Source organism: Pseudoalteromonas sp. SG41-1 (genome assembly GCF_014164575.1).
Classification (GTDB): Bacteria; Pseudomonadota; Gammaproteobacteria; order Enterobacterales; family Alteromonadaceae; genus Pseudoalteromonas; species Pseudoalteromonas rhizosphaerae.
Genome location: NZ_JACJFL010000029.1, coordinates 14,042 through 35,880 on the forward strand (window position 1 = coordinate 14,042; position 21,839 = coordinate 35,880).

The window sequence follows — 21,839 nt, forward strand, 5'->3', positions numbered from 1 at the left end:
AGCTGACCGCCTATAACATAGTTATGGGCGGTTTTTTTAGCTGTTGCTAGACTAGATGATTGAATTTTATCCTCACAGGACATATTAATAAGCTACACCTGTTGATAGGACCTTTTAATGGTAAATGGATTATTAATATTTGCGCTGATTGCGTTTGTAGTTGTTTATTGGCGTTGGCCGGTTATTCAAAACCGCTTGTGGCAAAAAAAGTATCAAGATTATCGTTTAGATGAAAAGCAAAAAACATTATTGTTACGGTATATGCCTATCTATCAAAAAATGACGGATGCTGATCGGGAAAAATTAGAGCGTCATATTGTCTGGTTTCTAAATGAAAAACGCTTTATTGGTTGTGATGGTTTAATTCTTAACGAGAGTATGAAGTTAATAATTGCTGCGGATGCGTGTGTGTTGGTGCTTAATAAACCATGGCCACTTTATCAAAATGTGAAAGAAATTTTGCTGTACCCAAGTGCTTATTACGCGCCGCAGACATCTCGTGATAGTGCCGGATTAGTAAGCTATCATAATACTGTTCGTCAAGGCGAGTCATGGCCTGGAGGGACTTTAGTGCTGAGCTGGCACGATGTGCTTGAAGGGAACCGCTTACCCAGTGACGGACATAATTTAGTGTTTCATGAATTTGCTCACCAACTCGATCAAGAAACAGGTAAAACCACAGGCACGCCTATATTAGCTAAAGAAGTAGATTATAAACAGTGGGGGCGTGTTTTTAGCCGCGCTTATAATCAGTTAAAAACGCATGTTGCGTATAATATGCCGCATGTTATTCATAGTTATGGTGCAACAAATGAAGCCGAATTTTTTGCCGTGATCACCGAAACTTTTCTCGAAAAGCCCAGTGAGCTGCGCCATTATGATCCTGAAATATACAGTTTATTGGTCGGCTATTATCAGTTTGATCCAATAAAATGGCATTAACCGCCAAATAACGACGCTTTATCAGATATCGCTGGTAACTTGCTGCCGTTTTTGTTGCAATCATGTTTATAAGATGAAAAACCGCAATAAAAATAAGCGAGAAGGCGATGAAAAAAATGCTTCATACAGCAATGGCTGTAGCTGTGTCACTGGCGCTATATGGTCAGGCTCAGGCACAAGATAATGATGACAAAAAATGGCAAGTGGATGCGCCACAAGGGCAATTTGTTGATGCTAATATTAGTGTCTCTCAAGGCACTTGGATGAATATCGATGTCAGTCCTGATGGCAAAACCATTGTGTTTGATTTGCTGGGCGATATTTACACTATGCCGATGGCTGGTGGCACTGCCACTCAACTGACCTCTGATATCGCATGGCAAATGCAACCGCGTTTTAGTCCTGATGGTAAACATATTGCGTTTACCTCTGATCAAGGTGGCGGCGATAATATCTGGTTGATGGATTTAAACGGTGAGAATCAAACCGCGGTAACCGATGAAACGTTTCGCTTATTGAACAGTCCCGCATGGAGTCCCGACGGCGACTATATTGTTGCTCGTAAGCATTTTACAGCGAGCCGTTCATTAGGCGCAGGTGAAGTATGGCTTTATCATAAAGCGGGTGGCAAAGGTGTACAACTCACTAAACGTGAGAATGATCAAAAAGATTTAGGTGAGCCGATGTTTTCACCTGATGGCCGATATGTTTATTTTTCACATGATGCGACGCCGGGTAAAACCTTTCATTATTCAAAAGATTCGGTTGCTGGCATTTATAAAATCAAGCGTTACGATCGCGAAACGGGTGAGATAGAAACGATTATTGATGGTATGGGCGGCGCGATTAGACCAACCCCGTCGCCAGACGGTAAGAAGCTTGCGTATATTAAACGAGATGATTTTCAAACTAGCCTCTACCTATATGACTTAACCAGCGGTAAGCATACTAAGCTATATGACAAGCTTGAACGTGATATGCAAGAGACTTGGGCTATTCATGGTGTGTATCCAACCATTGCATGGACACCAGATAATAACCAACTGGTATTTTGGGCTGGCGGTACTATTCATAAACTTGATGTGCAAGATGGCGATGTAGAAACCGTACCATTTGAAGTAAAAACCAGTAAAAAAATTCAACAAGCAGTGCGTTTTACACAAAACATTGATAGCGATGAATTTGCTGTAAAAATGTTGCGTAATGTACAGATTTCGCCGGATGGTGAAACAGCAATTTTTGAAGCGCTAGGACATATTTATAAACGCGATTTAGAGTCAGGAAAAATAAAGCGTTTAACTAAACAAGATGACCACTTTGAGTTGTTCCCGCAGTTTTCCCGTGATGGTAAAAAAATAGTTTATGTAACCTGGGATGATAACGAACAGGGTGCTGTTCGAGTTGTCTCTGCGCGTAGTGGTCGCGGTGATGATATTACCACAGAGCCAGGTAAATATGTTGAGCCAACATTCAGCCCTGATGGCAAAACAGTGGTGTACCGTAAAGCCTCAGGAGGCAGCATCTTAAACCCTGATTGGTCACTGCATCCGGGTATTTATGCAGTGAGTAGCAAAGGCGGGAAAGCTGAGTTGATTTCTAAAAGTGGTTATCAGCCGCAGTTTGCATCAGCTAATGATCGAGTTTTTGTGATGAGCCCATGGCCTAAACCAACGCTAAGTGTGGTTGAACTTGATTCGAAAAAAATCACTAAGCTTTATGAGTCAGAGCATGCTACTGAGTTTAGAGTATCGCCTGATGGCAAGTACCTCGCTTTTGCTGAACGTTTTAAAGTGTTTGTTACGCCATTAGTGCAAAGTGGTAAAACCATCAATATTGGTCCTAAAGACAGCCAATTTCCGATTGAGCAGTTATCTGTTCGTGCCGGTGAGAATATCAGCTGGAGCGCCAGCAGCGATAAACTGTATTGGACGCTAGGCCCAGAGCTTTATCATGCAAGTTTGGCAGGTTTATTTGATATCAATAAAGCGGATGACGCTGACTTCAAAGTAAAAAGTGGCGATAACATTGGCTTTAGTAGCAAAATGGCTGAACCAAAAGGCATGATAGCTTTAACGGGCGCACGTATTATTACCATGAAAGGTGAGCAAGTCATTGAAAATGGAATACTATTAACCGATGGTAAACATATTAAAGCCGTTGGCACAGCTGCTGATATTAACATTCCAAAAGGCGCACAGGTAATTGATGTATCTGGCAAAACAATTATGCCAGGAATTGTTGACGCGCATGCGCATGGTTCACAAGGCAGCGATGAGATCATTCCTGAGCAAAATTGGAAAAACTTAGCGGGCCTATCGTTAGGCGTCACGACAATTCACGATCCATCAAACGATACAACAGAGATTTTTACAGCCAGCGAAATGCAAAAAGCGGGGACTATTGTAGGCCCACGTATTTTCTCAACCGGTACTATTTTATATGGTGCCAATATGCCAGGTTATACATCACACATTGATTCGTTAGATGATGCTAAATTTCACTTAGAGCGATTAAAGAAAGTTGGCGCGTTTAGTGTTAAATCATACAACCAACCACGACGTGAACAACGCCAACAAGTAATTGAAGCTGGCCGAGAGCTTGAAATGATGGTGGTGCCAGAAGGTGGTTCATTATTACAGCATAATTTAACGATGGTGGTTGATGGTCATACGGGCATTGAGCACTCAATTCCCGTGGCGAATATTTATGATGATATCAAGCAGCTTTGGTCACAAAGTGATGTAGGCTACACGCCAACACTTGGTGTGGCATATGGGGGCATCTGGGGAGAAAACTATTGGTATGATAAGACTGATGTGTGGAATCACCCGCGCTTAAGTAAATTTGTGCCAAAAAACCAATTACTACCACGTTCAATGCGCCGTGTTAAAGCACCCGATCACCACTATAATCACTTTAACAATGCACGGGTAGCAAAAGAGCTACAAGATTTAGGTGTTTTAGTGAATCTAGGTGCACATGGTCAGCGCGAAGGCCTTGCAGCGCACTGGGAGATTTGGATGTTTGCTCAAGGTGGTATGAGTCCACTGGAAGCTATTCGTGCGGCGACGCTTGATCCGGCCAAGTACATCGGCCTTGATCAGAATATCGGCTCATTGGAAGTCGGTAAACTGGCTGACTTAATGGTGATCGATGGTAATCCACTGACTAATATTCGTGATACAGATAAAGTTGATTATACGATGATCAACGGTCGGTTATTTGATGCCGCGACTATGAATGAAGTTGGCAAAAAAGCACGCGACAAATTGTACTTTGAAGATAAGTAATTATTAGTGTTATAAACCAATCAAAAGCGGCTGAATAGCCGCTTTTTTTATATGCTACTTGCTATAAGTTGGCGTAATAATACTGGGTCTTGCATTAGTGTATTACTGGAGTGCGTCACTCTAGCCTGACAGATCATACCTTCTTTTAAGGTCATTAATAATTGTGCTAACTGTATGGTTTTTTCTAACTGACCTTTAAGTTGTTCTGTGTGTGAGAGTTTATCGAACAATAACTGTAAAACTGATTCTTTGTGTGCTTTGCAAAGCATCGCGATAGGGTGCTCGCTGTGTGGAAACTCCGCTGCAGTATTAATAAAAAAACAGCCATTAAAAGGTCCAAGCTCAGAGACTTTATTGTCTATCCAAGCGGAGAGTGCGCTAAAAAGTGCATCAGCCACTTCGAAGGGGGTATTGCAGTTTTCTAATTGTTCATACAACCACTGATTAAAGCGCTGATCTCTGAGCTCTAAACACGCACAGATCAACTCATCTTTACTGACAAAATGATTATAAAGCGTTTTTTTTGCAACACCTGCTTCTTTAAGTATTTCATTAATGCCTACCGCATGGATCCCTCTTTGATAGAACGCACTGAGTGCGGTATTAATTATCTGGGTACGTTTATCCATGGTTGCTCCTAGTCAAAAAGTAAGCTTGACATAAGTAGACCGACTTGTCTATCATCTAAATGTAGACAAGTCGGTCTACCTCTGAAGGAAGTAATATTAATGAATGATGTATTTTACAAAGCCGTTATCGCGGGTATCTTTTCAGCACTGACACTTTCGGTATTAGCATATTTAGAAAGTTTAGGGAATTATGGTGTATGGCTTATGGCACCATTTGGCGCAACTGCGGTACTGGTGTTTGGTGTACCAAACAGCCCTTTAGCAAAAGCAAAAAATGTTATTGTAGGGCATTTCATCACTGCCGTGATAGGTTTGGTTTTTATTAGTTTTATAGGCGTGGATCCGATCAGTATTGCTATTGCGACTGGATTAGCTGTGACCGTAATGATGTTGACTAACACCATACATCCTGCAGCAGGGGCCAACCCTATTTTGATTATGGTCAGTGGTCAAAGTTGGGACTTTTTGATTATGCCAGTTCTTGTTGGTACCGTGTTTATTGTTATCTGTGGGTATATATCAGGGTGGTTGAATACAAAACTCAACGTTGTTGGCCATAAAAAAACCGCTTAAAAGCGGTTTTTTTATGCTACGAGTCTAAAGTTATTACACAACACCGCGAGGTAAGCGGCAATCGTGATCTTTTTTAGCTAGGTACACAATCCAAAACTCTTCGGCAGTGTAACCTTCTTCATTAGCTGTTGTTATAGTAAATGGTGGTTTTTTAACAGCTGCTTTAGCTGGCACTGCTGATTTAGTTTTAGTTTTCTTAGCAGGTGCTGTTGCTGCAGGTTGTGCAGACGTATCGCCTGAAGTTAGCTGCTCTGTTAATTCAGCAACTTCTGCAAGGCGCAAGTTTTTGCCGCCGTCGATGCTGTACCAACCAGGTTTGCTGGTGATTTCAGGTTTCTTACCATTGGCTGCTTGGTATGCTGCTTCAAAGGCATTTAATACTTCTGTTTTGTCTAGTTTGCTCATCAGAGGCCCTATACGTTGTAAACACAGATTGAGAATATTTATTTATACCTATTTTTGACTTACTTTTCAATTTTTTGCGATTTTCCTTCCATTTTAGCCCTATAAACGCCAAAATTTGCACAAAATTTAACGCTAATCTGGAATAAAAAAATGCAGCGCAGAGAATTTAACCAATTACTAAATACCATTTTAAGACCTGATTCTATTCAAGACTTTTGCCCAAATGGGCTACAAGTCGAAGGACGTGAACAGATTAAAAAAATTGTTACAGGTGTCACTGCTAGTCAAGCATTAATCGATGCTGCAATTGCACATGGCGCAGATACAATATTGGTTCATCATGGTTACTTCTGGAAAGGTGAAGCGCAACCTATTACCGGTATGAAAAAGCGTCGCATAGCTGCGTTACTTAATCATGATATCAATTTATTTGCCTATCATTTACCTCTTGATGTGCATCCAGCAATCGGTAATAACGCGCAATTAGCACAGCTACTTGATTTAGAAATACTCGATGGTTTGGAGCCTGTAGCAAATAGTGTCGCAGTCAAAGGGCGTTTAAAAATCCCAATGAGTGGTGAGCAATTTGCACAAAAAATATCAACAGTGCTCGCTCGTGAACCTTTAGTTAGCCTAGTACGTGATGAGCTAATTGAGACCATCGCTTGGTGTACTGGAGGTGGTCAAGGTTATATTGATTTGGCTGCTAGCCAGGGGATTGATGCCTATTTAACAGGCGAGGCTTCAGAGCAGACCATTCACAGTTCTCGTGAGCAAAAGATCGATTTTTTTGCCGCAGGCCATCACGCCACCGAACGCTATGGCATAAAAGCGCTCGGTGAGTTATTGGCTGAGCAACATGGCTTTGATGTAACCTTTATTGATATTGACAACCCAGTTTGAGTTGCCAGCTACTTCACTTTAAGTGAGTGAGATGTTAAAGCGCTTCTGGATCAATCCAGCGGCGCACACTTATCCACGTACTACCGATTACTTCATGCCAATAACTTGTGACTGCCTTTAATACTTCAACACTCGGAATATATTGTTTGTGATGAGGCCACGCTGAGAAATCGTAAAAATCAGTGGCGGCGGGAATAACATCAACGCCTTGGCTATTAAATAGATCTTTTGCTCGTGCCATGTGACTTGCCGAAGTTACCAGTGCAACTTTAAGATCAACTAGAGCAGGTGCTAAAAGCCGTGCTTCATCGGCGGTATCCATAGCCGTAGGATTTTGTTTAATACGCTGCGCATCAATACCTAAACTTATCGCGGTTTGTTGCATCAAACTACTGTTGGTCACTTTATTGTAACCGCCACCTGAAACAATAAGTTGAGCTTGTGGGTACACATATGCTAAGCGCATACCTTCGATTAGGCGGCTTTTAGCACAATTACCAAGTTGGCTATTGGCGTTAAGTTTTGGGTTAGGATTTATATCACAATCAAGTACCACTATTTTATCGAGTATCGGCTGTTTACTTGTATCAAAAATATACTTTAACTGTGAATTTGGAGCAATTATTTTTTGACCAATAAAAGGGGTACTAATCAGCAATAAACTGGTGATTGCGATTAAACCAATAAATACGCTGACTTTCTTGGTACGCAGTGCGATTAATAAGCAAACAAAGCACAGTAGAGCAAACAGAGGCAATGGCATCAGCATTGCACCGAGGATTTTTTTCAGTTCAAACATCACAGTAGCACACATAAAGGGGTTTTCTGTATGCTACTGGGTTAAACCTATTTTATCGACCGTTATTTAACTTACAGGTATTTAAAAAGTGGCGATACACTGGGTTATCTTTCATATTCTTTTTCATGGCTAAATACATTGGACGGGTTAATCCCAGTGCGCCTAATGGAATCGACTTAATGAGTCCTTGGCTTTCATATGGTGTTACTAACCAATCCGGTAATGCTGCAACCCCCATTCCGGCACTGACAAGCTGAAAAATGAGCAAGCCCTGATCTACGGTTTTCAAGGTGCCATCAAAACGTGCATTTTGAATAAAATGTTTGAAGATATCCTGACGCTCTCGTGGAATAGGGTACGAAATAATCGTCTCGTTTTTCAAATCAAGTGCCGTTACATAGGCTTTTTTCGCTAGTTCATGATCAGGAGCAACAATTAATTTAAGTTTAAAATCAAATAAATGTGCGTATTCAAGTTTATCTGGTTCACGAATGTCTGAAGTGAGTACTAAATCTAATTCATCACTGAGCAGATCAGGAATAGCGTCATAACTAAAGCCGCGCTCATAATCAACTTTGATATCAGGCCAAAAGTTATTGAATTCTTTAATTGTTGGTAATAACCAATGAAAACAAGCATGGCATTCAACACTAAGTCGTAATTGTGAAATTGGTTGATTAAGACTTTCTTTTAAACGGCATTTGGTTGCTTCAACACGCGGGAGTACTTCGCTGGCAAGTTCAAGTAATAGCATACCTTGTGGGGTAAAGCGCACCGGTTGAGTTTTACGTTCAAATAGTTGGCAATCAAGTTTGTTTTCTAAATCTTTGATTTGATGAGACAAAGCGGATTGAGTCAAAAATAATTCGCGCGCAGTATTTACCAAGGAACCGGTTTCTTTCAAGGTTGCGATGGTCTTTAAGTGTTTTACATCAATCATCTTTAATAATTCTCATGGTAAAGGTGAGTTTAACTCAGATTACAGCCATAATACGCCTTAAATTAAGATGTATCAACGTCTAGATGGCTATAAACCCCATTTTTTTACGTGAAATTTACAAATATACTATAGCGTCATATTTGACAGCGTTGTCATTATATTTTTTGAGTTTGCAAAAAAATATTTCCATGAATTTACCTCAAGTTGAAACTGAGGAAGCATCAATTGTTTGATGTCAGGTATAGGTTTATGGTTTTAGCTATCTAAACAGCTGGAAGGGAATTTCAACATGGCACAATTACATAACTTAGGTTTTCCTCGCATAGGTAGAAAGCGTGAACTAAAATTTGCAGTAGAATCATACTGGGCTGGTAAAATCAGCCAAGCGCAGTTGCTTGAACAAGGTAAGACGATCCGCGCAGAAAATTGGGCTCTTCAAGCAGATGCTGGGATTGATTTATTACCGGTAGGTGACTTTGCTTGGTATGACCATGTGTTATCTACCTCTTTATTGATTGGCGCAGTGCCCAAGCGTCATCAAAAAGCGGATGGTAGCATTGATCTTGATACATTATTTCGTATTGGGCGTGGTCGCGCACCAAGCGGTTGTTCATGTGCAGCAAGCGAAATGACAAAGTGGTTTAATACTAATTATCATTACATAGTTCCAGAGCTAACTCATGATCAGCAGTTTCAACTAACCTGGACTGAGTTATTCGAGCAAGTTACTCAAGCACAAGCATTGGGGCACAATGCAAAAGTAGTATTGGTCGGCCCAGTCACTTATCTTTACTTAGCAAAATGTGCAGGTGAGGAGTTTGATAAACTTAGCTTACTTGAAAAACTATTAGCTGTTTATCAACACGTGTTCGCTAAATTAGCGCAGCAAGGGATTGAATGGGTACAGGTTGATGAGCCTATATTAGGTTTAGAGCTGACAGAAGATTATCAAGAGGCAATAAAAACAAGCTTTCGTGCACTTGCAGGTCAAGGCGTGAAGTTGTTACTTGCTAGTTATTTTGACTCAGTCACTGCCTACTTTGATGATATTGCAGGTTACCCCGTTGATGGCGTACATTTTGATTGTGTTGCAACAAATGTTGATGTTGCAAAACTAGATATATTATTAAGTACAGATCAAGTTTTATCATTAGGCGTAGTAAATGGCCGTAATATTTGGCGTACTGATTTAGAGGTTGTATTTAATAGCATAAAAGACATTGCGCTAAAGCGCGGTGATAATCTATGGCTTGCTCCATCTTGTTCTTTACTGCATACACCGGTTGATTTAGAGCAAGAAGAAAAGCTCGATGATGAGCTTTGTTCATGGCTTGCATTTGCAAAACAAAAAGGCCAAGAGTTGTCATTATTAAAAGCCGCGCTTGAAAGCAATGATAGCAGTGAGCTCGTTGCTTATTCAGCACCTATTAAAGCACGCTTAACCTCTACTCGTGTAAATAATACAGCTGTACAAAAGCGTGTAACTGCACTCACCGCAAAAGACGGTAAGCGTAATCATGCATTTTCTCAACGTATTGAAAAACAACATGCAGCACTTAATTTACCGCTACTGCCGACCACCACGATAGGATCATTTCCACAAACTCAAGTAATTCGTCAAGCACGCCGTGATTATAAAGCCGGTGAATTATCTGCGGATGATTATCAAAGGCAAATGAAAGCAGAAATTCGTTACGCTGTTGAAGAGCAAGAGGCGCTTGATTTAGATGTGTTAGTGCACGGCGAAGCGGAGCGTAATGACATGGTTGAATACTTTGCTGAACTATTAGAAGGCTTTGCTTTTACCCAGTTTGGTTGGGTGCAAAGCTACGGCTCGCGATGTGTGAAACCACCTGTAATTTGGGGGGATGTATCACGTGAACAAGCGATGACGGTTCAGTGGACAAAATACGCACAGTCGCTGACGAGTAAGAAAATGAAAGGCATGCTAACAGGTCCTGTAACTATTCTGTTTTGGTCATTCATTCGTGATGATTTAGACAAACCCACCATCGCTAATCAAATTGCACTTGCGTTACGTGATGAAGTGGTCGATTTACAAAATGCCGGTATTGATATTATTCAAATTGATGAACCTGCATTTCGTGAAGGTATGCCGCTTAAATGTAGCCAATGGCAAGCATATTTAGAATGGGCAGCGTATGCATTTAGGGTCTCAGCAAGCGGTGTGAAAGATGAAACACAAATTCATACTCACATGTGTTACGCCGAATTTAACGGTATTATTGCCGCGATTGCAGATATGGATGCCGATGTGATCACCATTGAAACCTCACGTTCTAACATGGAACTACTTGAAGCATTTGAGAATTTTGATTATCCAAATGATATTGGTCCAGGTGTATATGATATTCACACTCCGAATGTACCGGATATTGCATGGATGAAAACGTTGATCCATAAAGCCGCACGAAAAATACCGGTTGCGCGTTTATGGGTAAACCCGGACTGTGGTTTGAAAACCCGTGGTTGGGAAGAAACGCGACAAGCTCTTGATAATATGGTTAAAGCAACCAAAGAGCTGCGTGAGGAGCTGCAGTAAAGAACATCTCCTACGATGTAAAGCCCTAACAAAACTTAGTTAGGGCTTTTTTTGTTGCTCTGATTTTAGTTCATCTTCATCGGTTGGTTTTTTAAAATCCATTTTTGCTGAGTGTTTGATCAGCAAAATATTACCGATAATGATTGCCAACACTAAGATGATGATGAGTATATGCCAAATTTGCATGGTGATCTCTAATGAGTCATTTATAAGTACTCAGTGTAGCAAAGATTTCTAGGGTTAAAAACGTCTAGAAAACGACAGCGAAATAAAATCAAGACCTGGGTTTGGTCTTTTAAACCCTGCATTTGAATAGTGTAAATAACGCACCGCAGCTTTGGTTTTTCCAAAATCAGCAATAAAGCCTAGTCGGTCTTCAAACTGGTAGTGGGTACTCACATTTTTGCCGGCGAAGTGAGTGTCATTGACTAATGAAATTCCTATGCCGGCTTCGAAATACAGAGGAATACCGCGCACTGAGCTGATCAGATGTTGAAATACCGGGGACATTGCAAGGACAACATTTGTCTGATGGCTATTATCTGCGCCGTATTCCCAAATATTAATACTTGATTCTAAGTAAATATGGGTATTTTCAATTAATGATTGTAGTGCCGGAGCATGGTATTGGTATGCCAATTTTAAGCCTTTAACATCACCTTCCCCCTGAATGTAATCAATGGCATAGCCATGAGGGGAAAGTGTATAGGGCGCACCATAAGATAGTCTGCTGAACATGGAAATAGATAATAAAATCAATACAGTTAATGTTTTAAATAACATGGTAAAGCTCTTTAGATGAAAACGTTATTTACAAAATAAGGGCGTGGGGGAGGCTAATTCAAGTGGCATAAATTCACAGACTCTGTGTGTTATTGCATGAGCTTAGCTAACAATATGAAATAAAAAGATTAAATCAATTGATGCCGTGCTGGCACTAATAAGGTGCTATTTTGAGGCTTTTTAATCTCTTATGAACAGCGTAAATTACGCTACAAGATTTACTTAGGACTTATCAACAATGATTTCACTTGGTCGTTATTTATTATTAATCGCGCTAGTTTTTAGTGCTTCCTTGTTTGCGCAAACACAACAGTCACCTAATCAGTTATTAACTCAGGTAGGCGATCAGCTGTTTAGTGAAATTGGCAAAATAAACAGCCAAGGCACAGCGAGTAAAAGTGACATGGCACACATTGTTGATCAGTATTTAATGCCTAATATAGATGTTAAATTTGTTTCCTATAAATTATTAGGTAAGCACATTAAAGGTATCGATCGCCAACAAGCGACTGCATTTATAAGTGCAGTGGAGCATTACTTAACCACTACCTATGCTAGTGCATTAATGAAATATACCGGGCAAGAAATAAAATTCGAAGAGAGTAACGATGCTGCAGAGGGTGAGTTTGCCACGGTTAAGACGCAAATTATTGCAGATAATGCGCCAACGATTGACTTACACTTTAAGCTTCGCCAAGGTAAAGATGGTAGCTGGAAAGTATATGATATTGTCGCTGAAGGTATTTCGTTACTCAGTGCAAAGCAAAAAGAAGTTATTCAACGAATTTCAGAAGTTGGCCTTGACCAAGTGACAGCTGAGCTTAACAGTAAGTAATCATTTCCAAGTAAGTCTCCAACCTAAAGCACCATGCAGTGTTAACTGCATGGTGCTTTGTTATTTTCTTTTAAAATCACACGGTTTGGCTATAGCGTGTGGTTTTGGGTATGCTAGAATAAGCGCTTACATACCCACTGGTATCACTAATTTACTGGGGTACTTAAAATTATATTAAGCGCAGTGTCAGTTTGTAGTTGTTAAACTCTTTTACTGACCTTTGTACCGAGCAAGATAGACACTGGAGTTGTGTTTTTTTAATGGAAAATGTACTTATTTGGCCTAAAGAATACCCGTTATTAGTCAAAGGACTTATTGAGCAAAACGGTGCATTTATTTTAGACGCTTTAGAAGCATGGCCGGCTTGTCGCTCGACTGAAGAAGACAATGGCGTGTGTACCACTGTGCTACCGCCTATCTATTATTTAACCTGGTTAACTCCCCTTGAGCCATTTGAAGAGTGTTTTTTCCAACATATCTGTGAATATGATGAAGCCGCTCAACAGTATATTTCGGCAGCTAAAGATTACTATTTTGATAACGAGTATAGCCCAGAGAGTTTAGTGCTGTTACTTTGCCAACGCCTTGAAAAATATGCAGCTGTAGCGTCACAAACAACGATAGAAACACCCGTTACGTTATTATCTCAGTTATTCTCAAAACGCTATTTTACAATCATCGAGTATGCGCTCAATGCGGGCAGTAAAATGAGTGCTGAAGATGCTTTGGCACTGTGGAAAGAAGTTGATTTTCGTGAACGTTTTAGCACCTTTATACCTGACTCAATCGATGACGTTAATGCGTTAAGTGAATTAGCGGCGAAAAAAGTTGCTGGTGGAAAGGATTATTTCACCTTATTGACCCAAGTATCACCAGATGTTGACTCAGTGGTGCTATTAGAACAAGCACTGTTGGCGCATTTGCGTTTTGACACAGCTAAACAAACGATGGCGATGCGTTTTATAGAGCAAGGTGCAACAGGCACGTTGGCGGATGAAAATGGTAAAACGGCCTTTATGTGGGCAGTTGAAAAAGGGTTTGTTAATTTAGTACAAACCTTATTAGATAAACAAGATAAAAAACAACGTGATGCCCTTGGTAACAGTGCTTTACATTATGCGGTACTAGCAAAAAATGAACCTTTGATGGTGCTATTATTGAAGTCTGGCTATGACTTTCGTGTTCGTAACTGTGATGGCTTAAGTTGTTATCGTTTAGCAGTGAGTGTTAAAGCCAGTCAGTTAGTGAAATGCTTAGAGCGTGATTTTGGTATTAAAGAATTATCGCCGGATGGACAATTTTCGCGGATCAAAAAAGTTCACGCCTTACATGCCATCGTGACTTTATTGTTGCCGCTACAGTTGTTTTTCTTTTTTGATGATACACTTGCGATTAAAAGTGAGTTGACGCTTTGCTTGACTATATTAGCTATAGTTTGCTTCTTTTTTGCAATGAGTTTGAAGCGCTGCGCTTTATACCCGCATATTAAACACCCATGGGGGTTATTTGTACTGCGTTGTTGCTCATTGATCAGTTTAGTTGGGCAGCTAGGCTTAGCAAGTATTGTGGCATTGGCAACGTTAAGTGAAGTTGTTTAAGCTTCTTGCATGCACCGTAGACAAAAACGCGCTAATTAAGCGCGTTTTTTAGTTGTTATACCAATCGTGTTAAGTTACTGACCATTTAGCTCGCTAGAATGGTTAAATATTTAAGTCGTTTGGTATTAACTTTAGTCTTTTTTATTAAATTCATGAGCCGCTTTTTCTGTTGCTAACTCATCTTTTAGTTTTTGAATTTTTAGTCCCAGCTCTTGACCGCGGTGACGTGCATAATAAGTACAACCAATAAACATCATACTGGCGAACAGCAGCTCTAAAACGACCCATATTAGTTGTTCTTGTGCGACCCACAGTAGGGTAAAACCGTGAATAAAATAAAACATAACGATAAAGTTTGCCCACGCATACGTATAAGGTTTATCTTGAATGATGCCTTTTAGCGGCAGTAAAAGCGGCAGAATATACACAACAAAAATAAATCCATTGCTATGACCTTCTCTAGGCTCTAATAAAAACAACCAAAGTGGCATCAGCAGTAACAAGCCAATATAACCAATTATTGCAATACGTTGAAAACGGATAGTGATAGCCTTTTTCGGCGTCAGTTGTGGGTTTAAATCGCTGTGCGATGTCATTGTAATTTTCTCGTAATTTTAACCAAGCGTTGGCCAACGCTTTGGCAAATTTTAATTTCGTCTTTACTTAATTGCGCGCTATTTTGTGCACCAGCAACATGGCTTGCACCATAGGGAGTGCCACCGGTTTGTGTGGCAAGTAACTCAGGTACTTCATACGGCACACCCATTAACAGCATACCGTGGTGTAATAACGGCAGTGACAAATTAAGCAACGTTGCTTCATTGCCACCATGCATGCTACTTGATGATGAGAATACACAGGCTGGTTTATCTATTAATTGCCCTTTTAACCATAAGTCGCTGGTGGTTTCCCAAAAAGCTTTGGCTTGTGAGGCCATCATACCAAAGCGAGTAGGGGTGCCAAATGCTAACCCATCACACTGGATTAAGTCATCTTTGCTGATCACAATATCGTGAGGTTCTCTTGCTACAAAGGTTCTTAGCAGTGCAGTACCGCCTTGGCATTCAATCGACTCTGCAATCTCATGTGCCATGGCTGCAACAGAGCCGTGACTTGAATGATACAACACAACAATAGTGACGCTCATTAAAGTACGCTTAGTACGTTTTCTGGTGGGCGACCCAGAGCGGCTTTATTGTCATTTACCACAATAGGGCGCTCAATTAATTTTGGATTGCTAACCATGGCTGCAATGAGTACGTTTTCATCATGCTCATTTTTAAGGTCTAGGTCTTTGTAAATATCTTCTTTAGTGCGCATTAGTTCACGAACTGAAGAAAACCCTAACTGTTTAACTAAAATGCTGATTTGCTCATGATTCAGTGGAGTTTTTAAGTATTCGATTATCTCTGGCTGAATCGATTTTTGTTCAAGTAGAGCTAATGTTTCACGCGATTTTGAACAACGTGGATTATGAAAAATAGTAACAGACATAGTAACAATCCAATTAGATAAAGTAAGGCTATTTTAGGGCAAGCAGCACCAGACTTAAAGTCTTGCGAGCTCTTTTTGCATTTGTCGGTATTGCGTTAACAATGCTTTGAGACGTTGTTGTTTAATTAGCTCTTGCGGTTCTACAAAGTTGAGTGCTTTTTGTACTTCGTCAGCGGCTTTTAAGTAGGCGCCGTATTGTGCAAGAACGTCGGCATTTGCTTCATGATAAGCGGCTAAGTTATCTTGCTTTTTATAGGCATCTGCAAGAAGTTGCATGCCTAAATTATGTTCAGGTTTTTCGAGTAAAAATGATTTTAATATTTGCACTGCAACATCGTATTGCTCAGCTTCAAGTGCTGCATTGGCAAGGTTTAAGGTAATAACTTGATTGTTAGGACGATTTTCATGCAATGCGGCTAAAAATTTTACTGCCTCGGCGGCTTTTTTTTGTGCTATCAGTAGATCAGTATGCGTATCAATGTAGAATAAATTTTTAGGATCAGACTTTAAAAGTTCGTCTAAAATAGGCGCCGCTTCATCGAGCTTTTTTTGATCCAATAAACTAATACCCAAGCCATAATTAAGCGCTGTTTTATTATAAAAACTGTTTTCACGTATTAGCTTTCTAAAGAAATTTTCAGCTGCTTCTGGTGTTTGGTGGTAGCGAGCAATCACGCGGCTTTTGGCAAGATTAAATTCTAAGCTATCCGGAAGTTGGCGTTTTTCAAATTGCTGTGCACGCAAGCGCACATCAGACACGCGGCTCTCAGGTAATGGGTGAGTAAGTAAAAAGGCCGGTGGCTTGTATTTATAACGAATTTGCGCAGCAAGTTTGGTTAAGAATTCACTGGATGCGTATGGGTCAAATCCTGCATTATTGAGTGTTTGCATACCAATTCGATCGGCTTCTTGCTCAGCTGAACGGCTGTGAGTGAGTTGACTAAATGCGCTTTGTGTTTGACTAGCTGAGATAATCGCGATACCGGCATCTGGTGACACAACTGATGCTAAAATACCGGCAATCATACCGGCAATAGTGAGGGCGCTGTTATCTTGTTGTTGTTGCATGCGACGTGCAAGATGGCGCTGGGTAACGTGGGCAATTTCGTGACCAAGTACTGAGGCAAACTGACTTTCGTTATCGGACTGTGCAATTAAACCGGTGTGTACCCCAACATGGCCACCATAAAAAGCAAATGCGTTTATTTCCGGATTGTTGATCCAAAAAAATGAAAACGGAAAGCGAACATCATTTGCATTAGCAACCAGCTTGTGGCCGATCGTTGTTAAATACTCATCAAGCACAGGATCATTAACAACCGGTGATGAGCCACGAATTTGCATCATCATTACTTTCCCGATTGCTTGCTCTTTTTCTAGAGGCAAAGCTTGCAATGCTGAAGTACCAAGATCGGGTAATGTAAAATTAGTTTGTGCCTTTAATGGCTCACTTACCAGCACACTAAAAGTTAAAAGTGTAGTGAGTAATGTAATAAAGGCTGATTTAAGCTGCATTTTATTCCTTGTTATGATCTTCACCTAGCATGAGTTTAGCAATGTCAATTTCATCACTGCATGCTCTGCTATCTCGTTCGCACAATTGATACAATTCTTTGATTGTGACCCCATCTAGCTTTACAACGTTCAATTCTCGTTGTAAAAAACTAATGATTTTATGTACTACTTTGTGCGCATGAAGAATAAGTGCTTTATCTGCTTTGTCACCACGCTCAAAGTAAAAGCCAATAAACTTATGTAATTGATTAATCCGAATCAAACTTTTCATTGACACTGGATCCCACTCGTTAAACTCTATAAAGCGGTTATCTTTTACGTATTTATCTATTGTAACGTCTTTTGCATAAGGCAGTGCCCATAATTCAAAGCCCCGGTCGGTAAATACTTGGTGCAGCGCAATTCTTGGCTTGTTTTCACAATATATCTCTCCAAGAGCGTCTTCATGACCTCCGAGTAAATCGAGGTTCCAATTGCGCCTATCAATTATTTTTTTTACGGCATTATCAAAACCATGTTCTAATATCCCCTCTGACTCGCTCACTGATGAGGCGACAAGGTGATAGAAGGGCGGAAGTTCGCCCCAGTTTATTTGTTTTTTATACCAGTTAATTTCTTTAAGAGTTGGATTACTCGGTAGTTGCGCTTTATTATGCGTGCCAGACATTAACTTATCCTTACTACTAACTATGCTATAAGGATAAACTATTGCGATGCGTGTTTTAAGAAAAAGTTACATTTGTTATTAACAACGCTGACAAAGACCGTATTATTATTCATTTTTATAGGGCAGATAATTGGTTATGCTAGAGCAAGACTTGCGCGGATTCAAATGTCCGCAGCAATTTATCCAGTTTAAGTTGACTTTACGCCAAGCTTTAGCAACTGCGCAACCGATAAAGTTTACATTATTAGTGGATCAACCAACTCAAGATATGGAGCGCTTTTTGCTAAAAAATCATTATCCGTACAAATTAGATCAACAACGTGGGTTGTTAATCGTGGAGCTAAATCGTGTTTGAATATGTAAAAATTTGGTACGAAAGGAAGTTTTCAGATCCACATTCAGTAACTCTATTGTTTTTATTACTCGCTTTAATGGCGATGTTTTATTTCTTTGGTGCACTTATTGTACCTGTTTTGATTGCTTTAGTGATTGCTTATCTGCTTGATTGGCCGGTTGCGCATTTAGAGCGTTTTGGCTTACACCGCTTTACTGCCACTATTATTGTGATGTTAATTTTTTCAGGGTTGATGCTGACCTTAGTGATCGGCATGGGTCCAATACTGTGGCAGCAAGCAAGTAATTTAGTGCAAGAAAGCCCGCACATGATAGAACAGGGAAAATCTTTTCTACTGCACTTGCCTGAGCAATACCCCAGTTTAATTAATGCAGAGCAAGTACAATCAGTGGTCAGCAGCGTTGAAGCCAAAGCAATTGAGTTTGGCCAAGTACTATTGTCGGTCTCGTTGACATCATTAAAAGATGTAGTGGCGTGGTTGATCTATCTTATTTTAGTACCATTACTGGTGTTCTTTATGCTCAAAGATAAGCTGGAGTTGATCAGAAGTGCAGAAAAACTCGTTCCAAAACAAAGACGCTTAATCCTGCAGGTATGGCACGAAATGAACCAACAAATCATGAATTATATTCGTGGTAAGGTGTTTGAAATTTTGATTGTAGGCTCAGTATCGTTTATCGCGTTCACTATTTTTGATTTACGTTATGCAGCGCTATTGGGCGTATTAGTGGGTTTATCAGTATTGATCCCTTTTGTGGGTGCGGCACTTGTTACCATACCGGTTGCGGCCGTGGCATTATTTCAATTTGGTTTAGAAACCCAGTTTTGGACCATACTGATCATCTACGGCATTATTCAAGCATTAGATGGTAATGTGCTGGTGCCGTTACTATTTTCTGAAGCGGTTGATCTGAACCCGGTATTTATTATTGTTGCGGTACTGTTTTTTGGTGGCTTATGGGGTTTTTGGGGCGTGTTTTTTGCAATTCCACTAGCGTCATTGGTAAAAGCCTTACTCAATGCTTGGTCAACGAAACAAGAAGAACAACTGATTGAGCATAGCTAACACGAACTTTGGTTAATTAGCTTTATACCTAAATCACCTGAAGATTTAGGTATTTTGGGTATAGTATCAAATGGTATAGAAAACGCACCTGAGAGACTAATTGATTCTTACGCGGCCCATTAATTTTATGTAGAATGGGTTATAAGATATATCTTTTAGTAATATGGTGCGTTTTTTAATGTCTGATTTAATATTACCTACTGACTCATCGTCACAAATTTACCTTGATGCAAACGCAACAACACCGGTGCTACCTTGTATTGCAGAGGTTGTTTCGCATACTATGCAAATCTGCTTTGGTAACCCTTCTTCTTCACACATTACCGGTATTCAAGCTAAACACTTATTAGAGCAAACACGTCAAAAAGCACGTGATGTGATAGGTGCACAGCAGGGGGATATTTTATTCACTTCTGGGGCTACCGAAGGAATTCAAACAGCTGTCGTGTCTACGCTCATAGCAGCTAAAGATCATGCTAAACCAAATCCAGTATTACTGTATGGCGCGACTGAACATAAAGCAGTACCTAATACATTAATACATTGGAATGCCGTATTGGGTATAAACGCAACCGTGCTTGCGATCCCGGTATCGAGTGATGGCCTTTTAGATTTAGATTTTATTGCTCAACACGCTGGTGATGCACTGATGATTTGTACCATGGCGGTTAACAATGAAACCGGTGTTTATCAAGATTTAAAAGCGATTGAAAAGGTAATACGAGCACATAACACGGAAGTTGCGTGGATGGTGGATTGCGTACAAGCGCTAGGGAAAACCGCATTGGCCCTTAGTGATACAACGATTGACTACGCGCCATTTTCAGGCCATAAACTTTACGCGCCGAAAGGTATAGGCGTGTTGTATATTCGTCAAGGCAGTGCTTATACGCCATTTATTGCCGGTGGTGGTCAAGAAAGTGGCATGCGCTCCGGTACTGAAAACCTGCCAGGTATAGCAGGTCTTAACAAACTGTTTTGTTTATTGCTGGATAAAACAAACGATACGTTTAAATCAATCGATGTGTTAAACGGCTATCGTGAACAATTACATCAGGCTTTAGTAGATACCTTTGGTAATATAACCTTTAATCATACTTTTGCATTGTCAGTACCAACAACGTTAAATTTTGCTGTTGATGAACTCAGTAGTAAAGAAGTGATGGATTTGTTCGATGCGGCAGGTATTCGTATCAGTGGTGGCTCAGCCTGTAGCTCAGGCGCAAATCGTAGTTTTGTGTTAGATGCCATGGGCGTGAGTGATTGGCGTAGTGAAAATGCAATACGTTTATCATTTGGACCGGCGACAACACAGGCTGAAATAACCACTGCCTGTGCGCGTATTCGTTCACTTAAACCAATATTACAAGCTAATTGTTTGGTGGTTTCAGATTCGTCATCACCACAGCAAGAAGCGTGTGCATTAGGGTTAACACAATTTAGACATCAAGGTGCGTGTTGTTGGTTGTATGTCAGTCAAGATAAACAAGCAGTGATCATTGACCCAATTATTGAGCTTATCCCGCGGCTTGAAAAAATAGTACACACACAAAATTTAACGGTAGCAGCCATTTTAGACACACATGCCCATCAAGAGCGATGCTGTGCGACTACATTGTTGGCTCAGGCCTTAAAATTCAGTTTGCAAGACGAGCATGAATTGGGGTGGCCAGTGCAGCAAACGAGTATTGCATTACCTGAATGCACCATTGAGCGCTTAGCAACACCCGGGCACAGCCAAGATAGTGTTAGTTATTTATTACGGTGTAACAACTCTCAACAAGTGCTATTTTGCTTTTGCGGTGATTTGCTGCTGCCTGCTGGGCTTGGTAATACTGCAATTGACGGTGGGGATGCGTTAGCTATGGCACACTCATTACGTCAACTATCAACATGCTTAGCAGAGTCGACAGTTATTTGTTCTGGTCATGACTACCAGCAATGTTTTGCTATTAATTGGCAAGTTCAACAGCAGCAAACGCCGTTATTGCATGCATTATTGAACAATGAACTAAGTGATACTGAATTTGCTAACAACAAGCAGCGCAGCGATGAAGACAATTTATGTAAATTTGCAACTTTGTGTGGTTATGCTGACAGTTTGAAATACAGTAGAGCTTACGAACTGAACGCCGTGCAAGCAAAAGATATGTTAACTGCAAGCGATGTATATTTAATTGATACCCGTGAACCATATGAACATGGGGCAAACAATATTCCTCAGTTATTTGCAGTTAGCCCTGCGCGAGTGATGAATATTCCGCTAAGTAGAATGGCAAATGCATTAGTGGACAGGCAATTGAGCCCACAGGGTAAGTATATTTTACTTTGTCGCAGTGGTAATCGTTCAAAACAAGCGGCAACTAACTTATCTCAGCTTGGCTTTACTGACGTGTATAATCTCAGCGGTGGAATGGCACTGTTATAATAACAAGTGTAGAAGACTGGCGATTGACTACAGGGAAATAAGGCGCTTTTTAGC

The 21,839-nt window shown here is 40.4% G+C and carries 21 protein-coding genes; 10 read left to right on the top strand and 11 right to left on the bottom strand.

The annotated features are described in order from the left end of the window. Positions 1–117: 117 nt before the first annotated feature. Positions 118–942, top strand: a complete 825-nt coding sequence (locus tag H5203_RS14965; RefSeq protein ID WP_145241028.1) for a M90 family metallopeptidase — start codon at positions 118–120, stop codon at positions 940–942. 107 nt (positions 943–1,049) lie between these two features. Beyond that, entirely contained in the window at positions 1,050–4,232 is a 3,183-nt protein-coding gene (locus H5203_RS14970) for an amidohydrolase family protein (RefSeq protein ID WP_182734938.1), read from the top strand. A 47-nt stretch (positions 4,233–4,279) separates the two neighbouring features. Here the strand turns inward: H5203_RS14970 and H5203_RS14975 are convergent, their stop codons facing one another. Continuing rightward, positions 4,280–4,861 (bottom strand): TetR/AcrR family transcriptional regulator, encoded by a 582-nt coding sequence (locus tag H5203_RS14975; protein ID WP_182734937.1) that lies wholly within the window; start codon positions 4,859–4,861, stop codon positions 4,280–4,282. 99 nt (positions 4,862–4,960) lie between these two features. On the opposite strand from H5203_RS14975, the gene H5203_RS14980 reads away from it, so the two are divergent. Then, entirely contained in the window at positions 4,961–5,434 is a 474-nt protein-coding gene (locus H5203_RS14980; protein WP_182758210.1) for an HPP family protein, read from the top strand. 33 nt (positions 5,435–5,467) lie between these two features. On the opposite strand, the gene H5203_RS14985 is transcribed toward H5203_RS14980, so the two are convergent. Beyond that, entirely contained in the window at positions 5,468–5,839 is a 372-nt protein-coding gene (locus H5203_RS14985) for a hypothetical protein (protein WP_145241020.1), read from the bottom strand. A 150-nt stretch (positions 5,840–5,989) separates the two neighbouring features. Here H5203_RS14985 and H5203_RS14990 point away from each other — a divergent pair, with 150 nt between their 5' ends. Further along, positions 5,990–6,742 (top strand): Nif3-like dinuclear metal center hexameric protein, encoded by a 753-nt coding sequence (locus tag H5203_RS14990; protein ID WP_149982830.1) that lies wholly within the window; start codon positions 5,990–5,992, stop codon positions 6,740–6,742. A 34-nt stretch (positions 6,743–6,776) separates the two neighbouring features. Here the strand turns inward: H5203_RS14990 and H5203_RS14995 are convergent, their stop codons facing one another. Continuing rightward, positions 6,777–7,541: an ElyC/SanA/YdcF family protein gene (locus H5203_RS14995; protein ID WP_182819926.1), complete on the bottom strand. Its 765-nt coding sequence runs from the start codon at positions 7,539–7,541 to the stop codon at positions 6,777–6,779. Between the two features lie 52 nt (positions 7,542–7,593). Next, entirely contained in the window at positions 7,594–8,481 is an 888-nt protein-coding gene (locus H5203_RS15000; protein ID WP_145241014.1) for a LysR family transcriptional regulator, read from the bottom strand. A gap of 289 nt (positions 8,482–8,770) precedes the next feature. Here H5203_RS15000 and metE point away from each other — a divergent pair, with 289 nt between their 5' ends. Further along, complete coding sequence (metE, locus tag H5203_RS15005; protein ID WP_182819927.1) at positions 8,771–11,044, top strand: 5-methyltetrahydropteroyltriglutamate--homocysteine S-methyltransferase; 2,274 nt, start codon at positions 8,771–8,773, stop codon at positions 11,042–11,044. A 39-nt stretch (positions 11,045–11,083) separates the two neighbouring features. Here the strand turns inward: metE and H5203_RS15010 are convergent, their stop codons facing one another. After that, a complete protein-coding gene (locus H5203_RS15010) occupies positions 11,084–11,230 on the bottom strand; it encodes a DUF2897 family protein (protein ID WP_145241011.1) in 147 nt (48 codons plus the stop codon). A gap of 54 nt (positions 11,231–11,284) precedes the next feature. Next, positions 11,285–11,827 (bottom strand): acyloxyacyl hydrolase, encoded by a 543-nt coding sequence (locus H5203_RS15015; protein ID WP_145241009.1) that lies wholly within the window; start codon positions 11,825–11,827, stop codon positions 11,285–11,287. 238 nt (positions 11,828–12,065) lie between these two features. Between H5203_RS15015 and H5203_RS15020 the strand changes: the two genes are divergently transcribed. Both H5203_RS15020 and H5203_RS15025 read left to right on the top strand, forming a co-directional pair. Continuing rightward, a complete protein-coding gene (locus H5203_RS15020; RefSeq protein WP_145241007.1) occupies positions 12,066–12,662 on the top strand; it encodes a phospholipid-binding protein MlaC in 597 nt (198 codons plus the stop codon). A 260-nt stretch (positions 12,663–12,922) separates the two neighbouring features. Beyond that, positions 12,923–14,260, top strand: a complete 1,338-nt coding sequence (locus tag H5203_RS15025) for an ankyrin repeat domain-containing protein (protein WP_145241005.1) — start codon at positions 12,923–12,925, stop codon at positions 14,258–14,260. A gap of 131 nt (positions 14,261–14,391) precedes the next feature. Here H5203_RS15025 and H5203_RS15030 read toward each other — a convergent pair whose 3' ends face one another. Genes H5203_RS15030 through H5203_RS15050 form a run of 5 tightly spaced genes read right to left on the bottom strand, consistent with a single transcriptional unit; the run spans position 14,392 to position 17,936 of the window. Beyond that, positions 14,392–14,856, bottom strand: a complete 465-nt coding sequence (locus H5203_RS15030) for a DUF2069 domain-containing protein (protein WP_145241003.1) — start codon at positions 14,854–14,856, stop codon at positions 14,392–14,394. Further along, positions 14,853–15,407, bottom strand: coding sequence for an NAD(P)H:quinone oxidoreductase (gene wrbA / locus H5203_RS15035; RefSeq protein ID WP_145241001.1), 555 nt, complete (start codon positions 15,405–15,407; stop codon positions 14,853–14,855). Before wrbA ends, H5203_RS15030 begins: the two co-directional genes overlap by 4 nt. Beyond that, positions 15,407–15,754, bottom strand: coding sequence for an arsenate reductase (glutaredoxin) (arsC, locus tag H5203_RS15040; RefSeq protein ID WP_145240999.1), 348 nt, complete (start codon positions 15,752–15,754; stop codon positions 15,407–15,409). Before arsC ends, wrbA begins: the two co-directional genes overlap by 1 nt. A 54-nt stretch (positions 15,755–15,808) precedes the next feature. Beyond that, a complete protein-coding gene (locus H5203_RS15045) occupies positions 15,809–17,269 on the bottom strand; it encodes a M48 family metalloprotease (RefSeq protein WP_145240997.1) in 1,461 nt (486 codons plus the stop codon). A 1-nt stretch (position 17,270) separates the two neighbouring features. Next, the gene (locus tag H5203_RS15050) at positions 17,271–17,936 is read right to left on the bottom strand and encodes a hypothetical protein (RefSeq protein WP_145240995.1); all 666 of its coding nucleotides are present in this window, start codon (positions 17,934–17,936) and stop codon (positions 17,271–17,273) included. Between the two features lie 136 nt (positions 17,937–18,072). Here H5203_RS15050 and H5203_RS22955 point away from each other — a divergent pair, with 136 nt between their 5' ends. The 3 genes from H5203_RS22955 (at position 18,073) to H5203_RS15060 (ending at position 21,785) form a co-directional block, all read left to right on the top strand. After that, entirely contained in the window at positions 18,073–18,291 is a 219-nt protein-coding gene (locus H5203_RS22955) for a hypothetical protein (RefSeq protein ID WP_145240993.1), read from the top strand. Then, on the top strand, positions 18,284–19,357 hold the full coding sequence (locus H5203_RS15055; RefSeq protein WP_145240991.1) for an AI-2E family transporter: 1,074 nt from the start codon (positions 18,284–18,286) through the stop codon (positions 19,355–19,357). Before H5203_RS22955 ends, H5203_RS15055 begins: the two co-directional genes overlap by 8 nt. A 178-nt stretch (positions 19,358–19,535) precedes the next feature. After that, positions 19,536–21,785: an aminotransferase class V-fold PLP-dependent enzyme gene (locus H5203_RS15060; protein ID WP_145240990.1), complete on the top strand. Its 2,250-nt coding sequence runs from the start codon at positions 19,536–19,538 to the stop codon at positions 21,783–21,785. The last annotated feature ends 54 nt before the right edge of the window (positions 21,786–21,839 follow it).

Bases quoted from the DNA above. Each gene is read 5' to 3' on its own strand.
- H5203_RS14965 (WP_145241028.1), top strand. From the start codon at position 118: ATGGTAAATGGATTATTAATATTTGCGCTGATTGCGTTTGTAGTTGTT.
- H5203_RS14970 (WP_182734938.1), top strand. From the start codon at position 1,050: ATGAAAAAAATGCTTCATACAGCAATGGCTGTAGCTGTGTCACTGGCG.
- H5203_RS14975 (WP_182734937.1), bottom strand. From the start codon at position 4,861: ATGGATAAACGTACCCAGATAATTAATACCGCACTCAGTGCGTTCTAT.
- H5203_RS14980 (WP_182758210.1), top strand. From the start codon at position 4,961: ATGAATGATGTATTTTACAAAGCCGTTATCGCGGGTATCTTTTCAGCA.
- H5203_RS14985 (WP_145241020.1), bottom strand. From the start codon at position 5,839: ATGAGCAAACTAGACAAAACAGAAGTATTAAATGCCTTTGAAGCAGCA.
- H5203_RS14990 (WP_149982830.1), top strand. From the start codon at position 5,990: ATGCAGCGCAGAGAATTTAACCAATTACTAAATACCATTTTAAGACCT.
- H5203_RS14995 (WP_182819926.1), bottom strand. From the start codon at position 7,541: ATGTTTGAACTGAAAAAAATCCTCGGTGCAATGCTGATGCCATTGCCT.
- H5203_RS15000 (WP_145241014.1), bottom strand. From the start codon at position 8,481: ATGATTGATGTAAAACACTTAAAGACCATCGCAACCTTGAAAGAAACC.
- metE (WP_182819927.1), top strand. From the start codon at position 8,771: ATGGCACAATTACATAACTTAGGTTTTCCTCGCATAGGTAGAAAGCGT.
- H5203_RS15010 (WP_145241011.1), bottom strand. From the start codon at position 11,230: ATGCAAATTTGGCATATACTCATCATCATCTTAGTGTTGGCAATCATT.
- H5203_RS15015 (WP_145241009.1), bottom strand. From the start codon at position 11,827: ATGTTATTTAAAACATTAACTGTATTGATTTTATTATCTATTTCCATG.
- H5203_RS15020 (WP_145241007.1), top strand. From the start codon at position 12,066: ATGATTTCACTTGGTCGTTATTTATTATTAATCGCGCTAGTTTTTAGT.
- H5203_RS15025 (WP_145241005.1), top strand. From the start codon at position 12,923: ATGGAAAATGTACTTATTTGGCCTAAAGAATACCCGTTATTAGTCAAA.
- H5203_RS15030 (WP_145241003.1), bottom strand. From the start codon at position 14,856: ATGACATCGCACAGCGATTTAAACCCACAACTGACGCCGAAAAAGGCT.
- wrbA (WP_145241001.1), bottom strand. From the start codon at position 15,407: ATGAGCGTCACTATTGTTGTGTTGTATCATTCAAGTCACGGCTCTGTT.
- arsC (WP_145240999.1), bottom strand. From the start codon at position 15,754: ATGTCTGTTACTATTTTTCATAATCCACGTTGTTCAAAATCGCGTGAA.
- H5203_RS15045 (WP_145240997.1), bottom strand. From the start codon at position 17,269: ATGCAGCTTAAATCAGCCTTTATTACATTACTCACTACACTTTTAACT.
- H5203_RS15050 (WP_145240995.1), bottom strand. From the start codon at position 17,936: ATGTCTGGCACGCATAATAAAGCGCAACTACCGAGTAATCCAACTCTT.
- H5203_RS22955 (WP_145240993.1), top strand. From the start codon at position 18,073: ATGCTAGAGCAAGACTTGCGCGGATTCAAATGTCCGCAGCAATTTATC.
- H5203_RS15060 (WP_145240990.1), top strand. From the start codon at position 19,536: ATGTCTGATTTAATATTACCTACTGACTCATCGTCACAAATTTACCTT.